At 44.1% G+C, this 21,164-nt stretch carries 22 protein-coding genes and 1 other RNA gene; 11 read left to right on the forward strand and 12 right to left on the reverse strand.

What is annotated here, in order from left to right; genetic code table 11:
- Positions 1-17: 17 nt before the first annotated feature.
- Entirely contained in the window at positions 18-500 is a 483-nt protein-coding gene (locus R7070_RS19575) for a protein YgfX (RefSeq protein WP_309543986.1), read from the reverse strand.
- The gene (locus R7070_RS19580; RefSeq protein ID WP_005380951.1) at positions 448-708 is read right to left on the reverse strand and encodes a succinate dehydrogenase assembly factor 2; all 261 of its coding nucleotides are present in this window, start codon (positions 706-708) and stop codon (positions 448-450) included. Before R7070_RS19580 ends, R7070_RS19575 begins: the two co-directional genes overlap by 53 nt.
- 189 nt (positions 709-897) lie before the next feature.
- On the opposite strand from R7070_RS19580, the gene ygfZ reads away from it, so the two are divergent.
- The 3 genes from ygfZ (at position 898) to R7070_RS19595 (ending at position 3,178) form a co-directional block, all read left to right on the forward strand.
- A complete protein-coding gene (gene ygfZ, locus R7070_RS19585; RefSeq protein WP_005384564.1) occupies positions 898-1,866 on the forward strand; it encodes a tRNA-modifying protein YgfZ in 969 nt (322 codons plus the stop codon).
- Positions 1,859-2,332: an aminoacyl-tRNA deacylase gene (locus R7070_RS19590; RefSeq protein ID WP_005384562.1), complete on the forward strand. Its 474-nt coding sequence runs from the start codon at positions 1,859-1,861 to the stop codon at positions 2,330-2,332. Before ygfZ ends, R7070_RS19590 begins: the two co-directional genes overlap by 8 nt.
- Before the next feature lie 639 nt (positions 2,333-2,971).
- Positions 2,972-3,178, forward strand: coding sequence for a DUF1107 domain-containing protein (locus R7070_RS19595; protein ID WP_005380970.1), 207 nt, complete (start codon positions 2,972-2,974; stop codon positions 3,176-3,178).
- A gap of 65 nt (positions 3,179-3,243) precedes the next feature.
- Here the strand turns inward: R7070_RS19595 and R7070_RS19600 are convergent, their stop codons facing one another.
- From R7070_RS19600 to R7070_RS19610, 3 genes are read right to left on the reverse strand one after another with little or no spacing between them, the layout of a single operon-like run.
- Entirely contained in the window at positions 3,244-4,452 is a 1,209-nt protein-coding gene (locus R7070_RS19600) for an FAD-dependent 2-octaprenylphenol hydroxylase (protein ID WP_256900272.1), read from the reverse strand.
- A gap of 31 nt (positions 4,453-4,483) precedes the next feature.
- Entirely contained in the window at positions 4,484-5,662 is a 1,179-nt protein-coding gene (gene ubiH / locus R7070_RS19605) for a 2-octaprenyl-6-methoxyphenyl hydroxylase (protein ID WP_005380974.1), read from the reverse strand.
- A 23-nt stretch (positions 5,663-5,685) separates the two neighbouring features.
- On the reverse strand, positions 5,686-6,264 hold the full coding sequence (locus R7070_RS19610; RefSeq protein ID WP_005380976.1) for a YecA family protein: 579 nt from the start codon (positions 6,262-6,264) through the stop codon (positions 5,686-5,688).
- Between the two features lie 249 nt (positions 6,265-6,513).
- Between R7070_RS19610 and R7070_RS19615 the strand changes: the two genes are divergently transcribed.
- From R7070_RS19615 to serA, 5 genes are all read left to right on the forward strand, one after another.
- Positions 6,514-6,822, forward strand: a complete 309-nt coding sequence (locus R7070_RS19615; RefSeq protein ID WP_005384553.1) for a cell division protein ZapA — start codon at positions 6,514-6,516, stop codon at positions 6,820-6,822.
- A gap of 8 nt (positions 6,823-6,830) precedes the next feature.
- Positions 6,831-7,015, forward strand: a non-coding RNA gene (ssrS, locus tag R7070_RS19620) — 6S RNA.
- A gap of 5 nt (positions 7,016-7,020) precedes the next feature.
- Entirely contained in the window at positions 7,021-7,620 is a 600-nt protein-coding gene (locus R7070_RS19625; protein ID WP_005384552.1) for a 5-formyltetrahydrofolate cyclo-ligase, read from the forward strand.
- A gap of 53 nt (positions 7,621-7,673) precedes the next feature.
- Positions 7,674-8,330 (forward strand): ribose-5-phosphate isomerase RpiA, encoded by a 657-nt coding sequence (rpiA, locus tag R7070_RS19630; RefSeq protein WP_005380982.1) that lies wholly within the window; start codon positions 7,674-7,676, stop codon positions 8,328-8,330.
- 274 nt (positions 8,331-8,604) lie between these two features.
- Positions 8,605-9,837, forward strand: a complete 1,233-nt coding sequence (gene serA, locus R7070_RS19635) for a phosphoglycerate dehydrogenase (protein ID WP_017821632.1) — start codon at positions 8,605-8,607, stop codon at positions 9,835-9,837.
- A gap of 71 nt (positions 9,838-9,908) precedes the next feature.
- On the opposite strand, the gene R7070_RS19640 is transcribed toward serA, so the two are convergent.
- Entirely contained in the window at positions 9,909-10,601 is a 693-nt protein-coding gene (locus R7070_RS19640) for an oxidative stress defense protein (RefSeq protein WP_005384550.1), read from the reverse strand.
- A gap of 208 nt (positions 10,602-10,809) precedes the next feature.
- A complete protein-coding gene (locus R7070_RS19645) occupies positions 10,810-11,706 on the reverse strand; it encodes a LysR family transcriptional regulator ArgP (RefSeq protein WP_025768836.1) in 897 nt (298 codons plus the stop codon).
- Positions 11,707-11,853: 147 nt separating this feature from the next.
- On the opposite strand from R7070_RS19645, the gene R7070_RS19650 reads away from it, so the two are divergent.
- Positions 11,854-12,483 carry a LysE/ArgO family amino acid transporter gene (locus R7070_RS19650; protein ID WP_031780897.1) on the forward strand — a complete coding sequence of 210 codons (630 nt, stop codon included), beginning with the start codon at positions 11,854-11,856 and terminating at the stop codon, positions 12,481-12,483.
- A 26-nt stretch (positions 12,484-12,509) separates the two neighbouring features.
- Positions 12,510-12,992 (forward strand): YbaK/EbsC family protein, encoded by a 483-nt coding sequence (locus tag R7070_RS19655; RefSeq protein ID WP_005380994.1) that lies wholly within the window; start codon positions 12,510-12,512, stop codon positions 12,990-12,992.
- A gap of 47 nt (positions 12,993-13,039) precedes the next feature.
- Here R7070_RS19655 and mscS read toward each other — a convergent pair whose 3' ends face one another.
- The 5 genes from mscS to R7070_RS19680 all read right to left on the reverse strand — a co-directional run bounded on the left by mscS (position 13,040) and on the right by R7070_RS19680 (position 20,005).
- Positions 13,040-13,906: a small-conductance mechanosensitive channel MscS gene (gene mscS / locus R7070_RS19660; RefSeq protein WP_005380995.1), complete on the reverse strand. Its 867-nt coding sequence runs from the start codon at positions 13,904-13,906 to the stop codon at positions 13,040-13,042.
- Positions 13,907-14,330: 424 nt separating this feature from the next.
- Positions 14,331-15,407 (reverse strand): class II fructose-bisphosphate aldolase, encoded by a 1,077-nt coding sequence (fbaA, locus tag R7070_RS19665; protein WP_005380996.1) that lies wholly within the window; start codon positions 15,405-15,407, stop codon positions 14,331-14,333.
- Positions 15,408-15,561: 154 nt separating this feature from the next.
- Positions 15,562-16,722, reverse strand: a complete 1,161-nt coding sequence (locus R7070_RS19670) for a phosphoglycerate kinase (RefSeq protein WP_005384547.1) — start codon at positions 16,720-16,722, stop codon at positions 15,562-15,564.
- A 151-nt stretch (positions 16,723-16,873) separates the two neighbouring features.
- The gene (epd, locus tag R7070_RS19675; protein WP_005384545.1) at positions 16,874-17,911 is read right to left on the reverse strand and encodes an erythrose-4-phosphate dehydrogenase; all 1,038 of its coding nucleotides are present in this window, start codon (positions 17,909-17,911) and stop codon (positions 16,874-16,876) included.
- A 135-nt stretch (positions 17,912-18,046) separates the two neighbouring features.
- Complete coding sequence (locus tag R7070_RS19680) at positions 18,047-20,005, reverse strand: ligand-gated channel protein (RefSeq protein ID WP_054575406.1); 1,959 nt, start codon at positions 20,003-20,005, stop codon at positions 18,047-18,049.
- 140 nt (positions 20,006-20,145) lie between these two features.
- Between R7070_RS19680 and R7070_RS19685 the strand changes: the two genes are divergently transcribed.
- On the forward strand, positions 20,146-21,039 hold the full coding sequence (locus R7070_RS19685) for a LysR family transcriptional regulator (RefSeq protein ID WP_053306784.1): 894 nt from the start codon (positions 20,146-20,148) through the stop codon (positions 21,037-21,039).
- The last annotated feature ends 125 nt before the right edge of the window (positions 21,040-21,164 follow it).

Below are 21,164 nucleotides of genomic sequence, written 5' to 3' on the forward strand. Positions count from 1 at the left end.
CCGAGTAAACTATTACATCAGCAGGGAGCATTAGCTCCCTGTTTCATTTCCCATTGGCGTAATACCAAAGATAATTGACGATACTGCTCATCGTCACAGCTATCACGCCAAATCGTAACACTACGGCCAGATTGCAATTGGAATGTTATCTTGAATGGTGATGCCGATGTATCAACTCGCTGTAAATGACCCTTTTCGGACTCAATATCTTCCGAGTATTCGCCACACTCAAGGGCATCAAACCTAACCGAGCCATCGCAGTGCACATACCAATGCCCATGACTTGTAGGTTGAACAAGACTTTGGTTTGAGAAAGCCTTCACAATCAGTAATAACAAATAAGTCGATAATACGAGCGGAATGCTAGAGAGGATAACAGCCCAAGTCATCAATAAGAAAAGTACAACATTGAAGACTCGGGCAGTCAGAGAGGGAGAAGCAGTAAAATTAACGAACTTTGCTGAGGTTATGGGCGACAATTTTATCAACCATTGCTGCATGACCTAAATTTTCGCTACGGCCATGCCCCATTACCCAAGTAAACAGATCAGGATCATCGCATTCAAGTAAAGAAACAAAGTCACGCTGCTCTTGTTCACTCAGAGTATCAAAGCACTCTTCAAAAAACGGCATAATTACTACGTCAAGCTCAAGCATGCCTCGACGACAAGCCCATTTAATACGCGCTTTTTCTTCCGGAGTGTACATTCACTATTCCTTCATAGATGTCTTGTTGTTAGTGCGGAGTGTAACAAGGGATGTGCTACGTCACTAGTGTGCGGGTCACAATACGATAGTGAAAGCAGACAAATGTTGATTCGTAAATCGCTCCCCTAGTATCTCAAGGTTATTTGGGTATAACATAGCGGAAAAATATCTTCAAAAGGCATTGTAATTATGGAATGGCAAACTCGTTTTTCAGCATTACCTCTCTCAACTCAAGACGCACTTCCAGAGTTATCTATCTCACTGCTGGATAACTTCGGCATGATCACCATGATCGGTGACGATAAAAAATCATACTTACAAGGTCAGGTTACCTGCGATGTTGTTTCTTTAGAACAAGACCAATCAACACTGGGCGCACATTGTGATGCGAAAGGAAAAGTGTGGAGCGTGTTCCGCCTTTTCCATCATTATGATGGCTACGGCATGATCCAACCAAAATCGGCGATTGACGTAGAACTTAGTGAAATAAAGAAATACGCCATTTTCTCTAAAGTAACGATTGAAGCTTCTGATGACGTTATCTTAGGTGTTGCTGGCGTCAAAGCCGACGAATTCATTTCAACAATGAGCAAGACAACTGGCAGCGTTCGCCCAGTTGACGGTGGCACAGCAGTGCAAGTTGCACAAGATCGTTGGTTACTGATATTAAGTGCGCCAAAAGCACAGCAAATCGTTGAAACTACCGACGCTGTCTTTACGACAAATGAGCTTTGGAATCGTTTCGATATTGAGGCAGGTTTACCATTTGTCTCTGCATCCGCGCAGAATGCTCACATTCCACAAGCACTCAACGTGCAAGCTTTAGGAGGCATAAGCTTCACAAAGGGCTGCTACACGGGACAAGAAACGGTAGCACGAGCGAAGTATCGCGGTACCAATAAACGTGCGATGTATATCGTAAAAGGTGCAACTTCTGCTCCATTTAGTGACGAACCAATTGAGCTCGAACGCAGCGTAGGTGAAAACTGGCGTTCAGTAGGTGCTTTATTAAATCACTACCAGTTCAGTGACAATCACGCGATTGGCCTGATCGTGCTGCCTAATAATCTCGATGAGGACACTCGTCTTCGTTTAGTTGCGCAACCAGAATGTGAATGGACAATCGAATCACTGCCTTACAGTCTTGATGATGAGTAATACAATCAATACTCCTTTGATGCAATTTCTCACAGACCAACACATTCCGTTTCGTCTGTTACCGCATCAAAGACCAGCAACGACCATTGAGGATGCCGCGCACCAACGCGGCATTCGCCCCTCTCAAATGGTGAAAGCAATCTTGCTACGAGACATGGGTAATCAATATGCACTCGCCTGTGCACCAGGTGATCGTAGCGTTGATCCCAAAAAAGTGCGCTCGTTACTGAAATGTCGCCGGATGACTTGTGTTGATCAAGCCGACGTTGAGTCCATCACTGGTTACAAAATTGGTACTGTCACTCCTCTGTTACTCAAACGTCATATGCCAATCGTGTTCGACCCTAGCTTACTAGAAGAACAGGAAGTCACGATCAGCAGTGGCGATCGAATGGCTGGGCTGGCGCTTTCTATTCAAGATCTTATCCAATTGTGCCAGCCGACCGTAGCTGAGATCTGTCGTTAATCGTCTAAAAACAATGTAATGACACGTAGTGTTTCTATCACTGCGTGATCTCGCTCATATCTACAAAAATAGACATGAGAATTTTTAATCACATATAAAACATAAATAGTCACAAAGATAAAACTCGTATATGCTGAATTTGTTGGTTAAGTTTCAAACAAGCACTTAACCGATATAAAGTGAGTCAGCTAGCTGAGTGACAGCATTCATGCAGTTAGTTATCCACTTTTGTGTAATGCATCTGTGACTATTCGCCCGCTGAAGCGGGCTTTTTTTTACGTGGAACTTTTTCTCTTTCATTTCCTCTAATCGTTAGAACGTAAAGTGTGTTACGCGAAGCACGACCTTAATAGAAACAACTAGCAAACAACCGTTTTCGTTCTATTCTTAATTCTGTAACAAAACTATTGCTTAATGCGTCACGTAAAAAGGAGTGTATTGGCGTAAGGGTTCCTTTAGAGAGGTTATTTTTGGGGTAATCCTCACGCTATTTAAGAGATGACACTGTCAAATTGTCTAAGACAACACAATTCTCTGACGCAACACCCTACATCTGTATTTAATACTATTGCTGTCACAATAATTTTCGCGTCCAGAACGTAGAATACCTAGGCTAGGTTAGATAAAAGGAAAGTAAATATGAGACTGTTTAAGCGCTATACACCAAGTATGATTGCTAAACATATAAGTCGTCTTTTTAAAGGAAGAATTTATATTTACGGGGTCGGTAGATTCGAGTTTGATAACGGTAAGTTAATACTGCCGGAGAAAGCAGAGCAACGCCATTTCCGAGCGGTCAAAGAGATCAATCAAGAAATAATGAAACTCCGATGCGCATATGCTTAGCAAAATGTTGATAAAACAAAGGCTGGATTAACCAGCCTTTTGTGTATTTGAAGTTCGCTTTGCACTTACTGACGCGCCAGATCCGGCAAGTGTCCCTTTAAACCAAGCGCGCGCTTCATGATCTCATCTTTCGCTCCGGGCAGTTGCCCCGCTAAACTCAAGCCAATGCCACGAACAAGCTTTTTAGCAGGGTTCTCGCCAGAGAACAAATCTCGAAACCCTTGCATAGTAGCGATCATCTTTGCCGCTTCCGCTTTTCGCCAACGCTCGTAGCTTCTTAGGTTGCGTTTACTACCGATATCTTGTCCCTGCTTCCAAAGTGCTAATACTTCTTGAGCAAGACTGGCCGCATCTAATAAACCTAAATTCACACCCTGCCCCGCTAATGGGTGAATGGTATGGGCCGCATCACCAACCAGCGCGACTCGCTCGACAACAAAATCTCGCGCATAGCGCATTTTCAAAGGAAACGCAGCACGCTCTCCCACTACTTCACATAGACCAAGTCGAGCATCAAACTCACTCGTCAACGCTTTATTGAAATCATGTTCACTCATTGCCACTAACTGCTCTGCTCGATTTGGCTCCGTGGACCAAACGATAGAGCACATATCTGGTTGCGACATTGGCAAAAATGCCAACGGTCCGTGAGGAGTAAATATCTGGCGCGCAATGCTGTTGTGTGGCATAACAGTTTTGACATTCGCGACCAAAGCATGATGACCATAGTCCCAATGCGTTAATGGAATATCCATTTGATGGCGAAGCCACGAATTCGCCCCATCGGCTCCGACCACTAATTTAGCGGTCATGGCTTGGCCATTATCGAGCGTCAGCCAGCTTTCTTGCTCACCGACCGCGAGAGTCGCGCAACGTGCAGGCATAAACATCGTGACGTTATCGAGCTTTTGGACTTGTTCAAGCAGTGCAAGTTGAATCACACGATTCTCAACAATATGCCCTAAATCAGGTTGTGCCATACTTTGTGCATTAAATTCAATGCTGGCAAAGCTATCTTGTTCCCATACTTCCATGCCATGGTAAGGCGAAGCTCGGCGCTGTTCTATGCCCTGCCAAGCACCAAGTTTACGCAAAATCGTCTCACTAGAGCGGCTCAGCGCAGACACACGAACATCGGGTAATTCTTTCAACGAATCATCTGGCACTTTACCTTCAATAATGGCGACACGCAGATCACTGTCTTTGAACGCGGCAGCAAGTGCCAACCCAACCATCCCTCCGCCGATGATGGCGATATCTACACTTTGCATCATTGCTTTTTATTACCTAATTCAGTGCGGCCGTTCATCGTTTTACCAAGCCAAGTGTATGGCGTAGTAGCGGCTGCTTAAAAATAGAAAGGTTATCCATCGCTGCTAAGGCAGTATTTCGGCCAATTCGCATCGCGGGTAAATCATTTGAAAAAACATGCACTAAGGCACTGGTTAGCCAAATAGTTTCGCTTCGATCTGCTTCTCTACGTTGACTAAAGCGCATCAGGCCTTGATAAAGACCCACATCCTCACTTTGCTGCACAATTTCTTCTGCTAGTGAGACTACATCGCGAATACCGAGATTAAAGCCTTGTCCAGCTATCGGGTGCAGCGTTTGCGCCGCATTTCCAACAATCGCAAAGCGATGTGAAATATTTTGCTTTCGATGGCGAAGAAGCAATGGGTAACTTGCACGGCGCCCCACTTTTTTCATCGCGCCTAAACGCCAACCAAAATCGTTCTGTAAACGCTGGAGAAATGCTTGATCAGATAACTCAAGAACGGCTTGGGCTTCTTCAGGGTGCAAACACCAAACTAAGGACATTCGATTGTCACTCATTGGCAATAAAGCAACAGGGCCATTCTCAGTAAAACGTTCAAAGGCTCTACCTTGATGAGGTTCTTGAGTCACAATATTGGCAATGACAGCCACTTGTTCAAAATCTTGCTCAGAAAGTTCTAGACCAATTTTCTGACAACAGGTCGAAACAGCACCATCTGCAGCCACCAGCAGTTTTGCTTCAAGTTGCTCACCACTTTTCAACGTCACATGGGTACAGTTTTGCTCGCGCTCGATATCGGTAACGGAGTCAGGACAAAACAGCGTAATTGACTCGCTACTGTCTAATAATTCTTGATATACACGCCCAACATCGGCTAATTCTACAACATACCCTAGAGCTTCAACCCCAACCTCTTGCTTGGTAATCTCCGTCATCCCAGCATGAGAACGGTCAGAAACGTGGATATGTTCAATGGGTGTGACAAACGGTTCTACTGACGTCCAGAGCTGTAGTTGACGCAACAGATTGACAGTACCGTAAGACAATGCGATTGAGCGAGAGTCAAAACCAGGGTGCATATCTGATTGTGCTTTAAAAGGCTCAACGACGGCAATGCGGAGCTTTCCCTGAGACAAATGGTCAATCGCCAATGCTAACGTTGCACCAGCCATGGCACCACCAGCAATGACTACATCATATTGCTTCATACTAACCTCTGGACGGTCTACGATTAGTGAATAGTAGGTTTTTTGTCGCTGCTTTCAGGACGAACACCAAATTCAGCATGAATCGTTAGTACGCAAGCTTTGATGTGCTCAATCACTTGCTCTAGCAATTGCGCTTGTTCACCAAGATCGTCATCTTCATCAATGCCTAATTTGGCAATCTCTTCTAGATCAGCCAGTGCTTCTTTAGCGTCATCAGATGCTTTGTTAAGCGCAACGCCTGCTAGACCTAGCCCAGAAATAAAGTGGTTTACAAAGTCGGACACACTGTCGGCTAATGCGAATAAGCCTTCTTCGCCCGGCTCATCTGGCAATAGTAAAGACAGCTCCATTGATGTGCCAGTAAGCTCATTAACAGTAACGTTGAATATGCTCTGAGCAAAAGTGAGTGCTGTCGAGGGCCACCCCATCCCATCATTGGTGTAGTCAAAAAGAATCGGCTGCCAAGTTTGATCATTGATCGCCAATCCACCACTTAACATGCCAACAAATAAGCCATGTAACTCCGCCGGTGTCACAGCCAGGCTTGCCGATTGCAGTTCAGCAGCAATAGATTGGTATTCAGGAAGGGTGATTTCACTCATAACTTGGCTCATTCTTGCGTAATAATGTATTGGTATATCCTACCATCAAGGTTAGTGGTCTGAAACGGCTATCAAATTCAATTTTGGACAGCATTTGTTCAATTTGCCCAATTCCTGTGTGATCTCGTCATCATTTCTCTTTCTGTGATGGGAAATGCTTGAATCTTAATAGCGGTTTTCCTATAGTTTGCTCCTCGGTAGTTGTATGAAGCAACACCTTAGATAGCGCGAATATAGAGTTTATTCATCATGAGCAATCAAGCGATCGACGTTGAAATATTAGGCAAACTTACACGTGTGAATTGTCCGACAGGACAAGAAGAGTCTCTTGTTGCAGCGGCAAAAGATCTGGATCGCCGATTGAAAGAAATGAGCGAACGTACTAAGGTAACCAATGAAATCCAACTGCTGACCTTTGCTGCATTGAATATTTGCTATGAGTTGCACACCAAGTCATACGAATCCAATGGTCAACAGCAAGAAATTACTGAGCGAATGGAAAAGCTCACCGCGTCTTTAGAGAACGCACTAAGCAAAGTTACGCAAGGACAGCAGTAAATACAAAATTTACCCTGGGGTGTGCGTCAGCAGGATTTAAGTCCCTGAGCCGATAAGCAATACCTAAGGGTTAGTATTTGGTAACTATTGAGCAAGCTCGGCATGCACCGAGAAGCCTACGGTTGTCATTGCTGATCCGCCTTGAACCAGCTGGTTCAAGGGCCACAATCCTCAACGGCACCCTGGGGTATTCTCTCTATGTCAGACCTCTCTCGACAAGACTTCCGCAAACTGATTCGTGAAAAGCGCAACGCTCTGTGCAGTGATACACAATACCAAGCGGGAATCGACCTTATTACTCAATTTTCCCAACTTCCTGAAATCGATCAGGCGCAACATATTGCCATCTACCTTTCTGCAGACGGTGAGCTTGATACTAAACCGCTCATTGAATGGTTATGGCAACAGGGAAAATCGGTTTATCTGCCCGTCATCCATCCCTTTTCTAAAGGTCAGTTACTGTTTCTTCAGTATATAAGTGATGAACAGCTCGTCTACAACAAGTACGGCATCTTAGAGCCCAAGCTCGATATCAGACACCTCAAACCCGTTCGCCAGCTTGATTTAATCTGCACGCCTTTAGTTGGGTTCGACAGTATCGGACACCGCTTAGGCATGGGCGGAGGGTACTACGATCGTACTCTGTCACGTTGGTTTATAACTGGAGAGGGTGCTAAACCTGTCGGTATCGCTCATGACTGCCAACATGTAGAACGCTTACCAATTGAAAGCTGGGATATTCCATTACCTAAGATCGTGACCCCAAGCCAAATATGGCAATGGGAAAGTGACAAGTAAGCCGCTATAATCACGCCCGCAAACGTTAACGAACATCTATTCAGGAGATTGGCATGACTCAAGATGAAATGAAAAAAGCGGCTGGTTGGGCAGCACTAAAATATGTTGAGAAAGGCAGCATTGTCGGTGTTGGTACTGGCTCTACCGTGAATCACTTCATCGATGCACTAGGCACTATCAAAGATGATATTAAAGGTGCAGTGTCTAGCTCTGTCGCTTCAACTGAGCGCCTTAAAGAGCTTGGTATTGAAGTATACGAGTGCAACGATGTAATGAAGCTGGATGTGTATGTTGATGGCGCAGATGAGATCAACCCAGCACGTGAAATGATCAAAGGCGGCGGCGCGGCTCTGACTCGTGAGAAAATTGTCGCAGCAATCTCTGATAAGTTCGTATGTATCGTTGACGGCACTAAAGCAGTTGACGTACTTGGCCAGTTCCCATTGCCTGTTGAAGTAATCCCAATGGCACGCTCTTACGTGGCTCGTGAATTGGTAAAACTAGGTGGTGACCCAGCTTACCGTGAAGGCGTTGTGACTGACAACGGCAACGTGATTCTGGATGTGCACAATATGCAAATTACCAACCCGAAAGAAATGGAAGACAAAATAAACGGCATCGCTGGTGTGGTGACTGTGGGTCTTTTCGCTCATCGTGGTGCAGACGTAGTGATCACTGGCACACCAGAAGGTGCAAAAATTGAAGAGTAAATAACAGCCCAAAATGAACCTATCTGGTTCACTTTTCTGTTATTTCATTACATACGGTGCTGCAAGGCACCGTTTTTTATTCCTTTCTATAAGAAAATTATCTCTTATTCCGTAATTTTCTTACCCAAAGCAATTTTTTTTTGTTACTTTATTGAACAGAAGACGCACAGGGAAACGTTTGTCTTCCTACAAAACTGTTAATTATCCCCTTTTTAATAGTTTTGTCCAATGTGCGCCACATTAGCCCACCTTTCCATTTTAAGGACGAGAAAAAATGGCCAAAGTTTCACTGGAAAAAGAAAAGATTAAGATCCTCTTGTTAGAGGGACTCCACCCTTCTTCAGTTGAAGTTCTTCAAGCAGCTGGTTATACCAACATTGAATACCATAAAGGTTCCCTTCCGGAAGAAGAACTAATTGAAGCGGTAAAAGACGTACACTTCATTGGTATCCGCTCCCGTACGAACCTATCCGAAGAGGTAATCAATGCGGCGAACAAGCTGGTTGCAATTGGCTGTTTTTGTATTGGTACTAACCAAGTAAACCTAGATGCAGCAGCAAAACGCGGTATTCCTGTCTTTAATGCACCATTCTCTAACACTCGAAGCGTGGCAGAGCTTGTACTTGGGCAAATCCTTTTACTAGTGCGTGGGATTCCTGAAAAGAATGCACTTGCACATCGCGGTATTTGGAAGAAAAGTGCAGACAACTCTTACGAAGCTCGTGGTAAGTGCCTTGGCATTATCGGATACGGTCACATTGGTACGCAGCTTGGTATTATTGCCGAAAACTTAGGTATGCGCGTTTACTACTACGATATTGAGAACAAACTGTCCCTTGGTAATGCGACGCAAGTACATACCATGAGTGAACTATTGAACAAATGTGATGTGATTTCTTTGCACGTTCCCGAAACACCGGAAACGAAAAACATGATGGGTGAAGCTGAATTTGCTCGAATGAAACCAGGTTCCATCTTTATCAACGCTGCACGTGGCACCGTTGTGGATATTCCTGCACTTTGCCATAGCTTAGAAGCTGGTCACCTTGCCGGAGCTGCAATTGATGTATTCCCAACTGAACCAAAAACAAATGCTGACCCTTTCGAGTCTCCTTTACAAAAATTCGATAACGTCATTCTCACTCCACACGTTGGTGGTTCAACGCAAGAAGCACAAGAGAATATCGGCTTAGAAGTGGCGGGCAAACTGGCTAAGTACTCTGATAACGGCTCGACACTTTCAAGCGTAAACTTCCCTGAAGTGTCATTACCAGAACACAGTGGTGAGTGCTCTCGTCTGCTTCATATTCACAAGAACCGTCCTGGTATCCTAACTCAGATCAACACCATCTTTGCTGAAGAAGGCATTAACATTGCCGCGCAGTACCTACAAACAGCCGCTGAAATAGGCTACGTAGTGATCGACGTTGAAACTGAACGAGCAGAAGAAGCTCTAACAAAGCTCAAAAACATTGAAGGCACAATCCGTGCTCGTATCCTTCACTAAACAGTGAAACAGAAACGACAAAGGCAGGGGTTATGACTCCCTGCCTTTTGCTTTTTACTGTTTGCTAAGCCTTACTTTAGCTTATAAATGACATCGACTTGATCGCGAATGATCATAGTTGAATCTTGGTAGCTATTCGCTCCTTCTTTACTATCCATCGCCATTGAACGCATTAACACAGGCTGAACGTGCATCTGTCTGTAATTGATCTGCCATACATCGCCCAACTTTTTCTCAAAACCAGTCGCTAATGACCCTGCTTTTTCTCTTGCGTCCTTAATCGCAGCCATTCGTGCCTTTTGCTGATACTCGGCTTGGTTGCTTACCTTAAGTTGAATATTATCAACCTGATTAATTCCCGCTTCTAACGCCATATCTAGGTATTGGTTAAGGTTTTTCAGATCCGTCACCGTGACATCAATACTGCGAGATGCTCGATACCCAACAAGTTCTGCTTTTCCTGATTTAGGGTAATGGTACTGAGGAGCAAGGTATAAATTCGAGCTAGTAATATTGTCTTTTGACAAGCCGGCATCCGACAAGCTTTTTAGAAACTCTTCAACGGTTTTATCTACGGACAATTTCGCTTGTTCGGCCGTCATTGTCGTATCGACTACTTTTACAGAAAACGTAGCCATATCAGGTGTGGCCGTCACTTCGCCATACCCCGTTGTCGTAACATGAGCAAACTCTGGCGTATTCGCCAAAACTGAAGCACTGGTAAGGCTGAGTGCTGAAGCCAGCAAAAATGAATACAATTTCATTCAATAAATCCATCCATACAAAATTAAGTACTTAATCTCAGATTCCAACATCACTATCATGGCTGAGAAAGCGTGTGGTTTCATAATAGAAACTTCCGCCGATTATCCAAGCACCCATAGTGACTTCTAACACAACTTTGACTATGTAACATTGGCGTAATTTTTAAACAAAACACACTTAAGTTAACGATATGCAGCTCTGACAAACTTATTGAGGTAGATGCTGCTGCGCATACCCCACTATCGCGTGTGAGATTTCTTGTAATACCCCAGTTTCTAACTGCCAGTGGTGCCAATAAATCCGATGGGACATTAAAAAACCTGGAGTCACATCAACCAACACACCTCTGTCTAATTCGTCGGTAATTTGCAAGCGGGGGATCAAGCAATAAGCAACACCAGCTAACGCCACTTTTAGAAACGCTTCAGAACTACTGATGTTGTGATGAATAACGCTGTCAGGATTGACGTTAAAATGCTCGGTAAGAAATGTTTTATGTAGATCATCATATTGGTCATATGAAACGGCCGGTGCTTTTGCCAATGTCTGATTATTTACGCCTTTAGAAAAATAACGCTGATAGAACTCTGGGCTCGCGACACAAACATAATCGATGCGACCTAAATAGTCTGCTCTGCATCCGGGGATTGGCTGGGACTCCAAGCTGATCGCTCCTGTCACTTCGCCACTTTTGAGTTTTTCAATAGAGCGGTATTCACCATAGATAGTCAGTTTTAGTTCAACTTGACGCTGCTTCATAACATTTTGTAGCGCTGGCAGTAGCCATGTTGCAAGGCTATCTGCATTAGTCGCTAAAGAGAGTTGCACAGGTCGCGTACTGGTATCATTTTTTAGTTCGGGGAGAATTTCATGCTCTAGCAAGCGTACTCGCCGATAAAGACCCAACAATTTTTTACCAATTAGCGTTGGCTTAGGTGGCTGGCTTCGAATTAAAACAGGCTGCGCGAGAAACTTCTCTAACTGCTTGATACGTTGAGAAATGGCGGATTGAGAAACAAATAAATGCTCGGCAGCACGCTCAAAGCTACCCTGATAAACTATAGCGTCTAATGCCTCAATCCATTTGTAATCTAACCCTCGCATACCTTTCCTCTCACTCTTGATCAAACGCCTCCCGTTAAATTAGTCTATCTAATGTAAGATTAAAATCATTAATTATACTTATTTAGATAAACACTTTATCTTTCCCCTTTCTGTAAATGTATTTGTTATTTTGAAGTGAGGTGAAGTGTGAGCTTGTGGGTTCTATTGCAAGGTTTTGGTTTAGGAGCATCAATGATCATTCCGATCGGCGCGCAAAATGCGTATGTTTTGAATCAAGGCATAAAGCGTAACCACCATCTAACAACCGCCACTATTTGTAGCGTGCTAGATATGATTTTCATCTCTCTAGGTATCTTTGGTGGTGGTGCAATTCTGTCTCAAAATGAAATCTTACTGACGTCGGTGACACTTGGCGGTATTGCTTTCTTGAGCTTCTATGGACTGCTCTCGCTAAAAAGTGCTTTTAAGCCAGAGAGTGAATCGGAATCAAAAGGGGAGATCGTAGCTCGAGGTCGTCGAACGGTTATTCTAGGTGCGTTAGCTGTCACTGTGCTTAATCCGCACTTATATTTAGATACAGTCGTTATTCTAGGTTCGATCGGTGGACAATTTGAAGGCCATGATCGCATTGCTTTTGCACTAGGTACGATTATGGCTTCCTTTGTTTGGTTCTACACTTTATCGATAGGAGCAGCCAAACTAGGTCCAACACTCTCTCAACCAAAAGTGAAAAAAACCATCGACATTGCAATCGCAATGATGATGTTCACAATAGCATATATCTTAGCGAGTGAGCTTATTGATAAGTATTGGTAATCACCAGGTAGTAAGGCAGCAAAGACATGGAGTCACTAAAACGTATTTATAACAACAATAGAGAGCGATTCAACGCGCTCTCTATTCCTTTTCGGGAATGGCAGCACGAAGCCATTTTAGACTTTGAGACAGATATACGCATTGCGAGAGAGCTTGGTTGGACGGGTACGCATACCAAAAGCCTCTTTTTAACACTCAAAGGACAAGGTTACGCGGTTTATCTGACAGATAAGGACTCGCGCCTCGATGCCAAGCAGATTAAAGCGATTACAGGTAAACGTCCCTCTATTTGTAATGACGATGAAATGGTCGAAGTGTTAGGTTGCGTACCCGGCGCGGTTTGCCCAATAGGCTTACCGGAATACATCACTATCATTGTTGATACCAATCTCTATCAACATCAAGAGTTGCTGTATACGCCTGGCTTACCTGAGTTCACATTTGGATTTGCAGGTAAACATCTAAAACGCCTCTTACTTGCTGGTCATCACACCCTTTACGAAATATAAAAAAGCGAGGCCTATTGGCCTCGCTTTTGAATATCGACTGCTTTTGATTAAGCGTCGACTTTGTTCAGGTGAACATCCATTTGTGGGAATGGAATCTCGATACCATTTTCATCCAATGCTTCTTTAATACCTTGCATTGCATCAAAGTATACGCCCCAGTAATCTGCAGTTTTCACCCATGGACGAACCACAAAGTTAACTGAAGAGTCCGCTAACGTAAGTACACCAATTGTGATATCTGGGTCTTTCAAGATACGTGGATCTTTCTCTAGCGTCTCACGAATCACTTTCTTCGTTAGTTTAAGGTCTGCTTTGTATGAAACACCAATCACTAGGTCGACACGTCGTGTCGCATGGCGAGAGTAGTTAGTAATGGCACCGCCGATAACTGAAGAGTTAGGCACAACAACCATTTTGTTGTCTGGTGTTTTTAGAACGGTTTGGAAGATTTGAATTGCTTCAACACTACCCGCTACACCACCGATTTCTACGTAGTCGCCTGATTTGAATGGACGGAACGCAACAATAAGTACGCCTGCTGCAAAGTTTGATAGTGAACCTTGTAGTGCAAGACCAACAGCAAGACCTGCCGCACCAATCACAGCAACAACAGAAGCGGTTTGAACTCCTAATCGACCAAGAGCCGCGATTAGCACGATTACAAATAGCAAGTAACGAACAAGACCGTGAATAAATTCAACGACGGCCTTATCCATGTTTTTCTTTTCTAGTACTTTAGAAACACTACCAGCGACTGCCTTAACGATAAGATTACCGATAAACAGAATAAGCAGCGCAGAGATAATGTTCACACCGTACTGAACCAGTAGATCTGAATTGTTTGTCAGCCAAGTTTCAGCCTGAGTTAGACCATCCGTTAAAGTGGTATCGATACCCACCGATTCACCTGCCATAATTCTTATCCTCAAAAATAAAGAGATATAAATCCAATTGCCGTTAATTTATGAACCTTGTTTTTTAAAGGCTCTTTTCTAAAACAACATCCCTATTGCTCCACTGAACAGTGTCAGATTTTTGGCACAATATCCCAACTCTGACTTTTTTCAAAGTCAGAGTTTCGCAAAGATATGCAAAACAAGACTTTATCAGAGCTTTCTGACACTGACTTGTTACAGGTTACGCAATGCACTCTGATTTCGCCACTCTTAAGACTGATATTCCCATGTTTTCTTTAAAAAAACGTTAAAGGTGAGATATCTCACTAGCAAATACAACCTAACGCATAAAAATATCGGGAGAAAGCAGCGGGGAAGAAAGTGATAGACATAAAAAAACCCGCTCAAAGAGCGGGTTTTTAAGTAACTTAATCAGTAACGATTATAGTACGTCAACTGCGTTAAGGTCAGCAAATGCTTGCTCTAGACGAGTAACCATTGAAGCTTGGCCTGCACGTAGCCATACGCGTGGATCGTAGTACTTCTTGTTTGGTGCATCTTCACCAGTTGGGTTACCGATCTGACCTTGTAGGTAATCGTGGTTTTCAGCTTCGAACTTACGGATACCATCCCAAGTAGCCCACTGTGTATCAGTATCGATGTTCATTTTGATTACACCGTAGCCGATAGATTCACGGATTTCTTCTAGAGAAGAACCTGAACCGCCGTGGAATACGAAGTTTAGAGAGTTCGCTGGAAGACCGAATTTCTCAGAAACGTGCGCTTGAGAATCACGTAGGATAGTTGGAGTTAGTACAACGTTACCTGGCTTGTATACGCCGTGTACGTTACCGAAAGATGCTGCGATAGTGAAACGATGGCTGATTGCGCTTAGTTTCTCGTATGCGTATGCAACGTCTTCTGGAGAAGTGTATAGCTCAGACGCATCCATATCAGAGTTGTCAACGCCGTCTTCTTCACCACCAGTACAACCTAGTTCGATTTCTAGAGTCATGTTCATTTTAGCCATGCGCTCTAGGTACTTAGCAGAAATTTCGATGTTCTCTTCTAGAGACTCTTCAGAAAGGTCGATCATGTGAGAAGAGAATAGTGGCTTACCAGTTTGCGCGAAGTACTCTTCACCAGCGTCTAGTAGACCGTCGATCCAAGGAAGTAGTTTCTTAGCTGCGTGGTCAGTGTGTAGGATTACTGGAACACCGTAAGCTTCAGCTACAGCGTGAACGTATTTCGCACCAGCAACAGCACCTAGGATTTGAGCTTCTTGACCTTCAAGTTTTAGACCTTTACCAGCAAAGAAAGCAGCGCCACCGTTAGAGAACTGAACGATAACTGGAGCTTTAACTTTTGCAGCTGCTTCAAGTACTGCGTTTACAGAGTCAGTACCCACACAGTTTACTGCTGGAAGTGCAAAGCTGTTTTCTTTTGCAACTTCAAATACTTTCTGAACGTCATCGCCAGAGATAACACCTGGTTTTACGAAGTCGAAGATCTTAGACATGGATGTAATCCTATTTATCTGTCGTTTTTAAACAAAACTTGTTAAGTTGAAAATCTTGCAAACGTTTGCTCACAACTGAGGCTATTCTAGCAGAGTTCCTCACACGTTGCAGCAAACAAGAAAGCGGGAGAATCACTCCCCCGCTTTGCTTTAATTACTTAGCGCGTGCTTCTAGCATTTCTACTGCTGGAAGAACTTTACCTTCTACGAACTCAAGGAAAGCGCCGCCGCCAGTAGAGATGTAAGATACATCCGCTTTGATACCGAATTTGTCGATAGCCGCTAGCGTGTCACCACCACCAGCAACAGAGAAGCCTTCAGAAGCTGCGATAGCTTCAGAGATACCTTTAGTACCTGCTTCGAAGTTCTTGAATTCGAATACGCCTACTGGACCATTCCATAGGATAGTCTTAGCGTTTTTAAGGATTTCAGCTAGTTCAGCAGTTGAATCTGGACCAAGGTCGAAGATCATGTCGTCGTCTTGTACTTCAGAAACGTGCTTAATTTCAGCTTCTGCGTTCTCGTCGAATGCTTTCGCACATGCAACGTCAGTTGCTACTGGAATTGCACACTCGTCCATTAGCTTCTTAGCTGTTTCAACTAGGTCTGCTTCGTATAGAGACTTACCAACGTTGTGGCCAGCAGCTGCGATGAATGTGTTAGCAATACCACCACCAACAACGAGTTGGTCAGCGATTTTAGATAGAGACTCAAGAACCGTTAGCTTAGTAGAAACTTTTGAACCACCTACGATAGCAACCATTGGACGAGCTGGCTTGTCCATTGCTTTGCCTAGCGCTTCTAGTTCGTTCGCTAGTAGAGGACCAGCACATGCTACGTCTGCGTGCATACCAACGCCGTGAGTAGATGCTTGAGCACGGTGAGCCGTACCGAATGCGTCCATTACGAATACGTCACATAGTGCTGCGTATTTCTTAGATAGCTCTTCGTCGTTTTTCTTTTCGCCTTTGTTGAAGCGAACGTTTTCAAGAACAACAAGTTCACCCGCATTTAGCTCTAGGCCATCTAGGTAGTCTTTTGCTAGCTTCACTTCGCAATCTAGTGCGTCGTTTAGGTAGTTAACAACTGGTTGTAGAGAGAACTCTTCAGCGTATTCACCTTCAGTTGGGCGACCTAGGTGAGACGTAACCATTACTTTAGCGCCTGCTTCTAGGCAGTGCTTAATAGTTGGAAGAGATGCGATGATACGTGCATCCGAAGTTACTTTACCGTCTTTTACTGGCACGTTTAGGTCAGCACGGATAAATACACGTTTACCTGCAAGATCCAGGTCAGTCATCTTGATTACAGACATGATGTGTCCTCTCAAATATTTAATAATTAAAGTTTTTGAAAACTCGGCAACCCTGCCAAGCCTGTTAATTCTTCAAACTGGTTATAGATATGGAGATATTATGGATTTATTTCAAGGCTAGAAATAAAAATTCTCCATCACTTCTTCGTCATTACTGTTCCACTTGCGAAGAAGCTTGCATTGCTAAGGCAGTATCCAGCATCCGGTTAGCAAAGCCCCATTCGTTGTCGCACCAAACGAGCATTTTTACGAGTTGCCCGTTACTCACTCTAGTCTGGCTTCCATCCACAATCGCACTATGGGGGTCGTGGTTAAAGTCGATGGAAACGAGTGGCGATTCAGTATAGTCAACAATGTTACGTAATGTACACTGAGATGCGTTAACAATGGTTTGATTTACGTCATTAACTTTCACATTTGTACTAATTGTGACACTTAAATCCATTGCAGTGACGTTAACTGTCGGAACTCGAACGGAAATGGCTTCGAATTTGTTGGAAAATTTCGGGAAGATTCTTTCAATCCCCTTATGCAACTTAGTGTCCACCGGAATAATAGATTGGCTTGCAGCGCGGGTACGGCGTAAGTCGTTATGATACGCATCAATTACTTGTTGATCATTCATGGACGAATGAATTGTGGTAATGGTGCCAGACTCTATGCCGAAGGCTTCGTCTAATACTTTAATGATGGGAACGATACAGTTGGTGGTGCAAGAGCCATTGGAGACAACACGGTGCTCGTCTTTCAGAGTTTCGTGGTTCACGCCATAGATAATCGTATTATCTAGGTCGTTTGCGCCCGGGTGCGAAAACAGTACTTTCTTCGCGCCTGCTTCTATATGCGCTTGCCCATCCGCTTGCGAACCAAATACGCCAGTGCAATCCAAGACGATATCAACTTCTAAATCACGCCAAGGAAGTAATTCGATTTCGGAGAGGTGGAGAATGCGAATGGAATCATATTCACCGCTGTCATGATGAACATGCAAATGTTCTTGGTCATGGGAAATTTTTTTACCAAAGCGACCATGACTGGTGTCATATTGCAGTAGGTGTGCCATCGCCTCTGGCTGAGCTAGTTCGTTAACCGCCACAACCTTGATCTGCTGGTGTTTTCCGCTTTCATACACCGCTCGCAGAACATTACGACCTATACGTCCAAATCCATTGATCGCAACCTTTAGCATTTATCCTTCGCCCTACCAAAAATTTCGTGTCACAGATACTACCTGATCAGGCTGACAAACGCACCTGTTGAATCACAGTAAAGCAGGATTAAAAAAGGTCGAGACTATGCTCGACCTTATTACAACGATAGATAATTAAAATGCGACGTCTAAACCTAACCAGTAGCGACGACCATCTTCAATATATCCGTATTCTTCGTAACTGATTTCCTCGTCTAGCAAGTTATAGATAGCGCCTTTAATACGAGTATTGTCGGTTAACTGGTATGTCACACCGGCGTCCACAAAGGTATAAGCTGGTTCTACAATACTGTTTCTTGATGGGCCAGTAACCGGATCCATTTCTTTACCTCGGTACGTGACTTTCGCCCAGCTCTCTAGATCTGTTGTCGTTTGCCAAGTCACATCCACATTAAACAGATGCTTTGGTAACTGCTGCAGCGGCATGCCTTTGTATTCACCTGTTTTTTGCTCTGAGTCGGTAAATGTGTAGCTCGAGCTAAGGTAAATGGTTTCCGTTAACGGCGATGCTAAGGTCGCTTCAATACCTTGTGTGACGGCTTCATCCACGTTAATACGGTACGTTGGATCTGCTCCCCATTGGTTTGGACCATCAGTACAGATAGTGTCTGGACAAACAACACGTGTGATCTTGTCTTTGAATTCGTTATGGAACGCTGTCAAAGAGACATCTAAGCCAGAATCACCTTGATACAAGACGCTGATTTCTTTGTTTAGCGACGTTTCAGGGTCAAGATCTGGGTTACCGTAGATATTACCGCCACCACTGACTTGCGCCCAGCCAGGAGTAATTTCACGTAATTGTGGAGAACGGAAACCTGTTGCCACACCGCCTTTCACCGTCCAAGACGGATCAACTCGCCATACACCGTAAACACGCGGACTAAAGTGCGCGCCATAGTTTTCGTCATGATCTAGACGACCACCAAGCGTAACGCTAAACGGATCAGCGATTCTCCATTCATCTTCAATGAAAACAGCCCACTGCGTATTCGATGTTTCAGTCTTCGATGACGCTTTGTTGGAGGTGAAATCCTCAAGCTCTGCATGAGTGGCGTCCACACCCGTCGTCAACGTATGGTTTCCGATACCAGTCACCAAGCTCGATTTGAACGTGGTGTTGGTGATCGTCATCTCACGAGATTTGTTCTCGCTCTCTTCTCGCTGTAAGTAAGTATCTGAAATGCCAATCGAATCCCAATCACCGTTGTGGCTTACCGTTACGTAATTACGACGATATTCATTCAGTGAGTCTTCACACCCACCACGACACCCAGTGGTCGGCACTGAAAGGCCTACATTACCACGACGACTTTGTGCCGACGTGCCGCCTTCTAATTGCACCGAGTGGCGATCATTAATCTGGTAAGTCAGTTTTGAAGAGATACTCTGCATATCTTTATCTTCATAACCGTATTCGATGTCATCTTCTTCTCTGGTTGTGTACTGACCATATACTTGGAGAGATAAATTTTCAGCCAACGGACCATTAACGAAAAAGTTCGCGCTCTGCTCTCCCCCTGAGCGACTATTCTCTTGTAGTACCGTGCCCAGTTGAACATTACCCGTCCACTCTAGCGCATCTTTTCGTGTGATGACGTTAATCACACCACCAATCGCATCAGAACCGTAAAGCGTCGACATTGGGCCACGAATAACTTCGATTCGCTCAATCGCTTGAAGAGGAGGTAACCAACCTTGTTCGATACCAGGGCCGTCACTATTTGGACGAGTTTCACGCGTACTTTGACGTTTACCATCGACCAGTATCAAAGTGTATTTAGAACCCATACCACGGATACTAATGTCGGTGGTATCACCACCACCTGTCACGACAACACCTGGCACACTTTTTAGTGCATCAGTCACATCGCGGTAATAACGGGAGTCCAACTCCTCACGTGAAATCACACTAATACTTGCAGGCGCGTCCGCTTGAGATTGCTCATAACTTGATGCAGTTACAACCACTGTTTCCATTTTAGAAACTGCATCATTGGCAAAAACATGAGGGACACTGACGAAGGCTAAAATACCAGTTGCGGTAATAACTGGCAGTCTAAGAGTAGACATCTACATCTCCATAATTGATAATGATTATTATTTTCGAAAGTGAATTATTCACAAATAGAATGAGATGCATAGTGAGAGTTATGGAACGGTTCTTTCCATTTATGGAACTCGTACATAACGCAGTAAGGAGTAAAAGAAATATGCACGACTTAGCATCAATTAGAGCCTTTGATGCGCTCAATCAGCATAAAAGTTTGACAGCCGCTGCTAAAGCCCTTAATCAGCCAAAATCAACGCTAAGTCGTCGCTTGGCACAATTAGAAGAAGACTTCGGTCAGGCTCTAACCGCCAGACAAGGTAATCGATTAGTTCTGACAAGAGCTGGAGAAATCTTTGCCCACTACAGCCGCCAGATTCTTGAGTTAAGCGAAGAGAGTTATGATGCACTGCAAGGTTTAACGAACCAAGTTTCAGGGCCACTGCATATTGTTTGTCATACTGCCTTAGTTAGAAGCTGGCTCGGCGGCGTACTCAATCGTTTTCTTGCTGATAATCCCGATGTTAGAGTTCAACTTACCAGTGACTTTTCTGAGGCGCATCATGACCCAGATTTGTTCATCTGGCTCGGTGAACGTAAAGAGCTAGACTGGCGAAAAGAAGTGCTGGGGGTATTTCGCTATACGCCTTTTGCCTCTCCAAATTATCTAAAACAACATGGGCCTATACCGCACCCCAAAGAACTTGAAGCACATCCATGGATCGATTTTGGTTCAGTGCAAGAAAATGGATTGATGCTAGCACACCCTCAACACGGTGAGTTCTTTTTAGAACCCTTTGTTAGTCGCTTATACAGCGACAACATAGCAATGCAAATAGACAGTATCGCGAATGGTCATGGTATTGGACTGCTGCCGACTTGGACAGCATACGGCTATGAGAAACATCACCCAGGGCGAATCACGCCTTGCTTAGAAGGTTGGCTTTCTGAGCCTATTTCCATTAACTGCTATACACCAGCAGGACGACCACCACTGCGCTTATCCGTACTTTTAGACTGCATTCACCAAAGCATTCCACAAGGTTGGAAAACCTGACAAAAATAAAAAGGCCATCATAATGATGGCCTTTCTAACTTTAGCGTTTGTGCCGTCCTAAATAAGGTTGACACTTTCCCCCCCAAAAAATTGGAGAGTGTTATGAAATCAACAACTAAAAGAAC

This window comes from Vibrio sp. 1557 (assembly GCF_033340175.1).
Taxonomy (GTDB): Bacteria; Pseudomonadota; Gammaproteobacteria; order Enterobacterales; family Vibrionaceae; genus Vibrio; species Vibrio alginolyticus.

Excerpts from the sequence above, each read along its gene's own strand:
- R7070_RS19575 (WP_309543986.1), bottom strand. The coding sequence starts at position 500 with ATGCAGCAATGGTTGATAAAATTGTCGCCCATAACCTCAGCAAAGTTC.
- R7070_RS19580 (WP_005380951.1), bottom strand. The coding sequence starts at position 708 with ATGTACACTCCGGAAGAAAAAGCGCGTATTAAATGGGCTTGTCGTCGA.
- ygfZ (WP_005384564.1), top strand. The coding sequence starts at position 898 with ATGGAATGGCAAACTCGTTTTTCAGCATTACCTCTCTCAACTCAAGAC.
- R7070_RS19590 (WP_005384562.1), top strand. The coding sequence starts at position 1,859 with ATGAGTAATACAATCAATACTCCTTTGATGCAATTTCTCACAGACCAA.
- R7070_RS19595 (WP_005380970.1), top strand. The coding sequence starts at position 2,972 with ATGAGACTGTTTAAGCGCTATACACCAAGTATGATTGCTAAACATATA.
- R7070_RS19600 (WP_256900272.1), bottom strand. The coding sequence starts at position 4,452 with ATGATGCAAAGTGTAGATATCGCCATCATCGGCGGAGGGATGGTTGGG.
- ubiH (WP_005380974.1), bottom strand. The coding sequence starts at position 5,662 with ATGAAGCAATATGATGTAGTCATTGCTGGTGGTGCCATGGCTGGTGCA.
- R7070_RS19610 (WP_005380976.1), bottom strand. The coding sequence starts at position 6,264 with ATGAGTGAAATCACCCTTCCTGAATACCAATCTATTGCTGCTGAACTG.
- R7070_RS19615 (WP_005384553.1), top strand. The coding sequence starts at position 6,514 with ATGAGCAATCAAGCGATCGACGTTGAAATATTAGGCAAACTTACACGT.
- R7070_RS19625 (WP_005384552.1), top strand. The coding sequence starts at position 7,021 with ATGTCAGACCTCTCTCGACAAGACTTCCGCAAACTGATTCGTGAAAAG.
- rpiA (WP_005380982.1), top strand. The coding sequence starts at position 7,674 with ATGACTCAAGATGAAATGAAAAAAGCGGCTGGTTGGGCAGCACTAAAA.
- serA (WP_017821632.1), top strand. The coding sequence starts at position 8,605 with ATGGCCAAAGTTTCACTGGAAAAAGAAAAGATTAAGATCCTCTTGTTA.
- R7070_RS19640 (WP_005384550.1), bottom strand. The coding sequence starts at position 10,601 with ATGAAATTGTATTCATTTTTGCTGGCTTCAGCACTCAGCCTTACCAGT.
- R7070_RS19645 (WP_025768836.1), bottom strand. The coding sequence starts at position 11,706 with ATGCGAGGGTTAGATTACAAATGGATTGAGGCATTAGACGCTATAGTT.
- R7070_RS19655 (WP_005380994.1), top strand. The coding sequence starts at position 12,510 with ATGGAGTCACTAAAACGTATTTATAACAACAATAGAGAGCGATTCAAC.
- mscS (WP_005380995.1), bottom strand. The coding sequence starts at position 13,906 with ATGGCAGGTGAATCGGTGGGTATCGATACCACTTTAACGGATGGTCTA.
- fbaA (WP_005380996.1), bottom strand. The coding sequence starts at position 15,407 with ATGTCTAAGATCTTCGACTTCGTAAAACCAGGTGTTATCTCTGGCGAT.
- R7070_RS19670 (WP_005384547.1), bottom strand. The coding sequence starts at position 16,722 with ATGTCTGTAATCAAGATGACTGACCTGGATCTTGCAGGTAAACGTGTA.
- epd (WP_005384545.1), bottom strand. The coding sequence starts at position 17,911 with ATGCTAAAGGTTGCGATCAATGGATTTGGACGTATAGGTCGTAATGTT.
- R7070_RS19680 (WP_054575406.1), bottom strand. The coding sequence starts at position 20,005 with ATGTCTACTCTTAGACTGCCAGTTATTACCGCAACTGGTATTTTAGCC.
- R7070_RS19685 (WP_053306784.1), top strand. The coding sequence starts at position 20,146 with ATGCACGACTTAGCATCAATTAGAGCCTTTGATGCGCTCAATCAGCAT.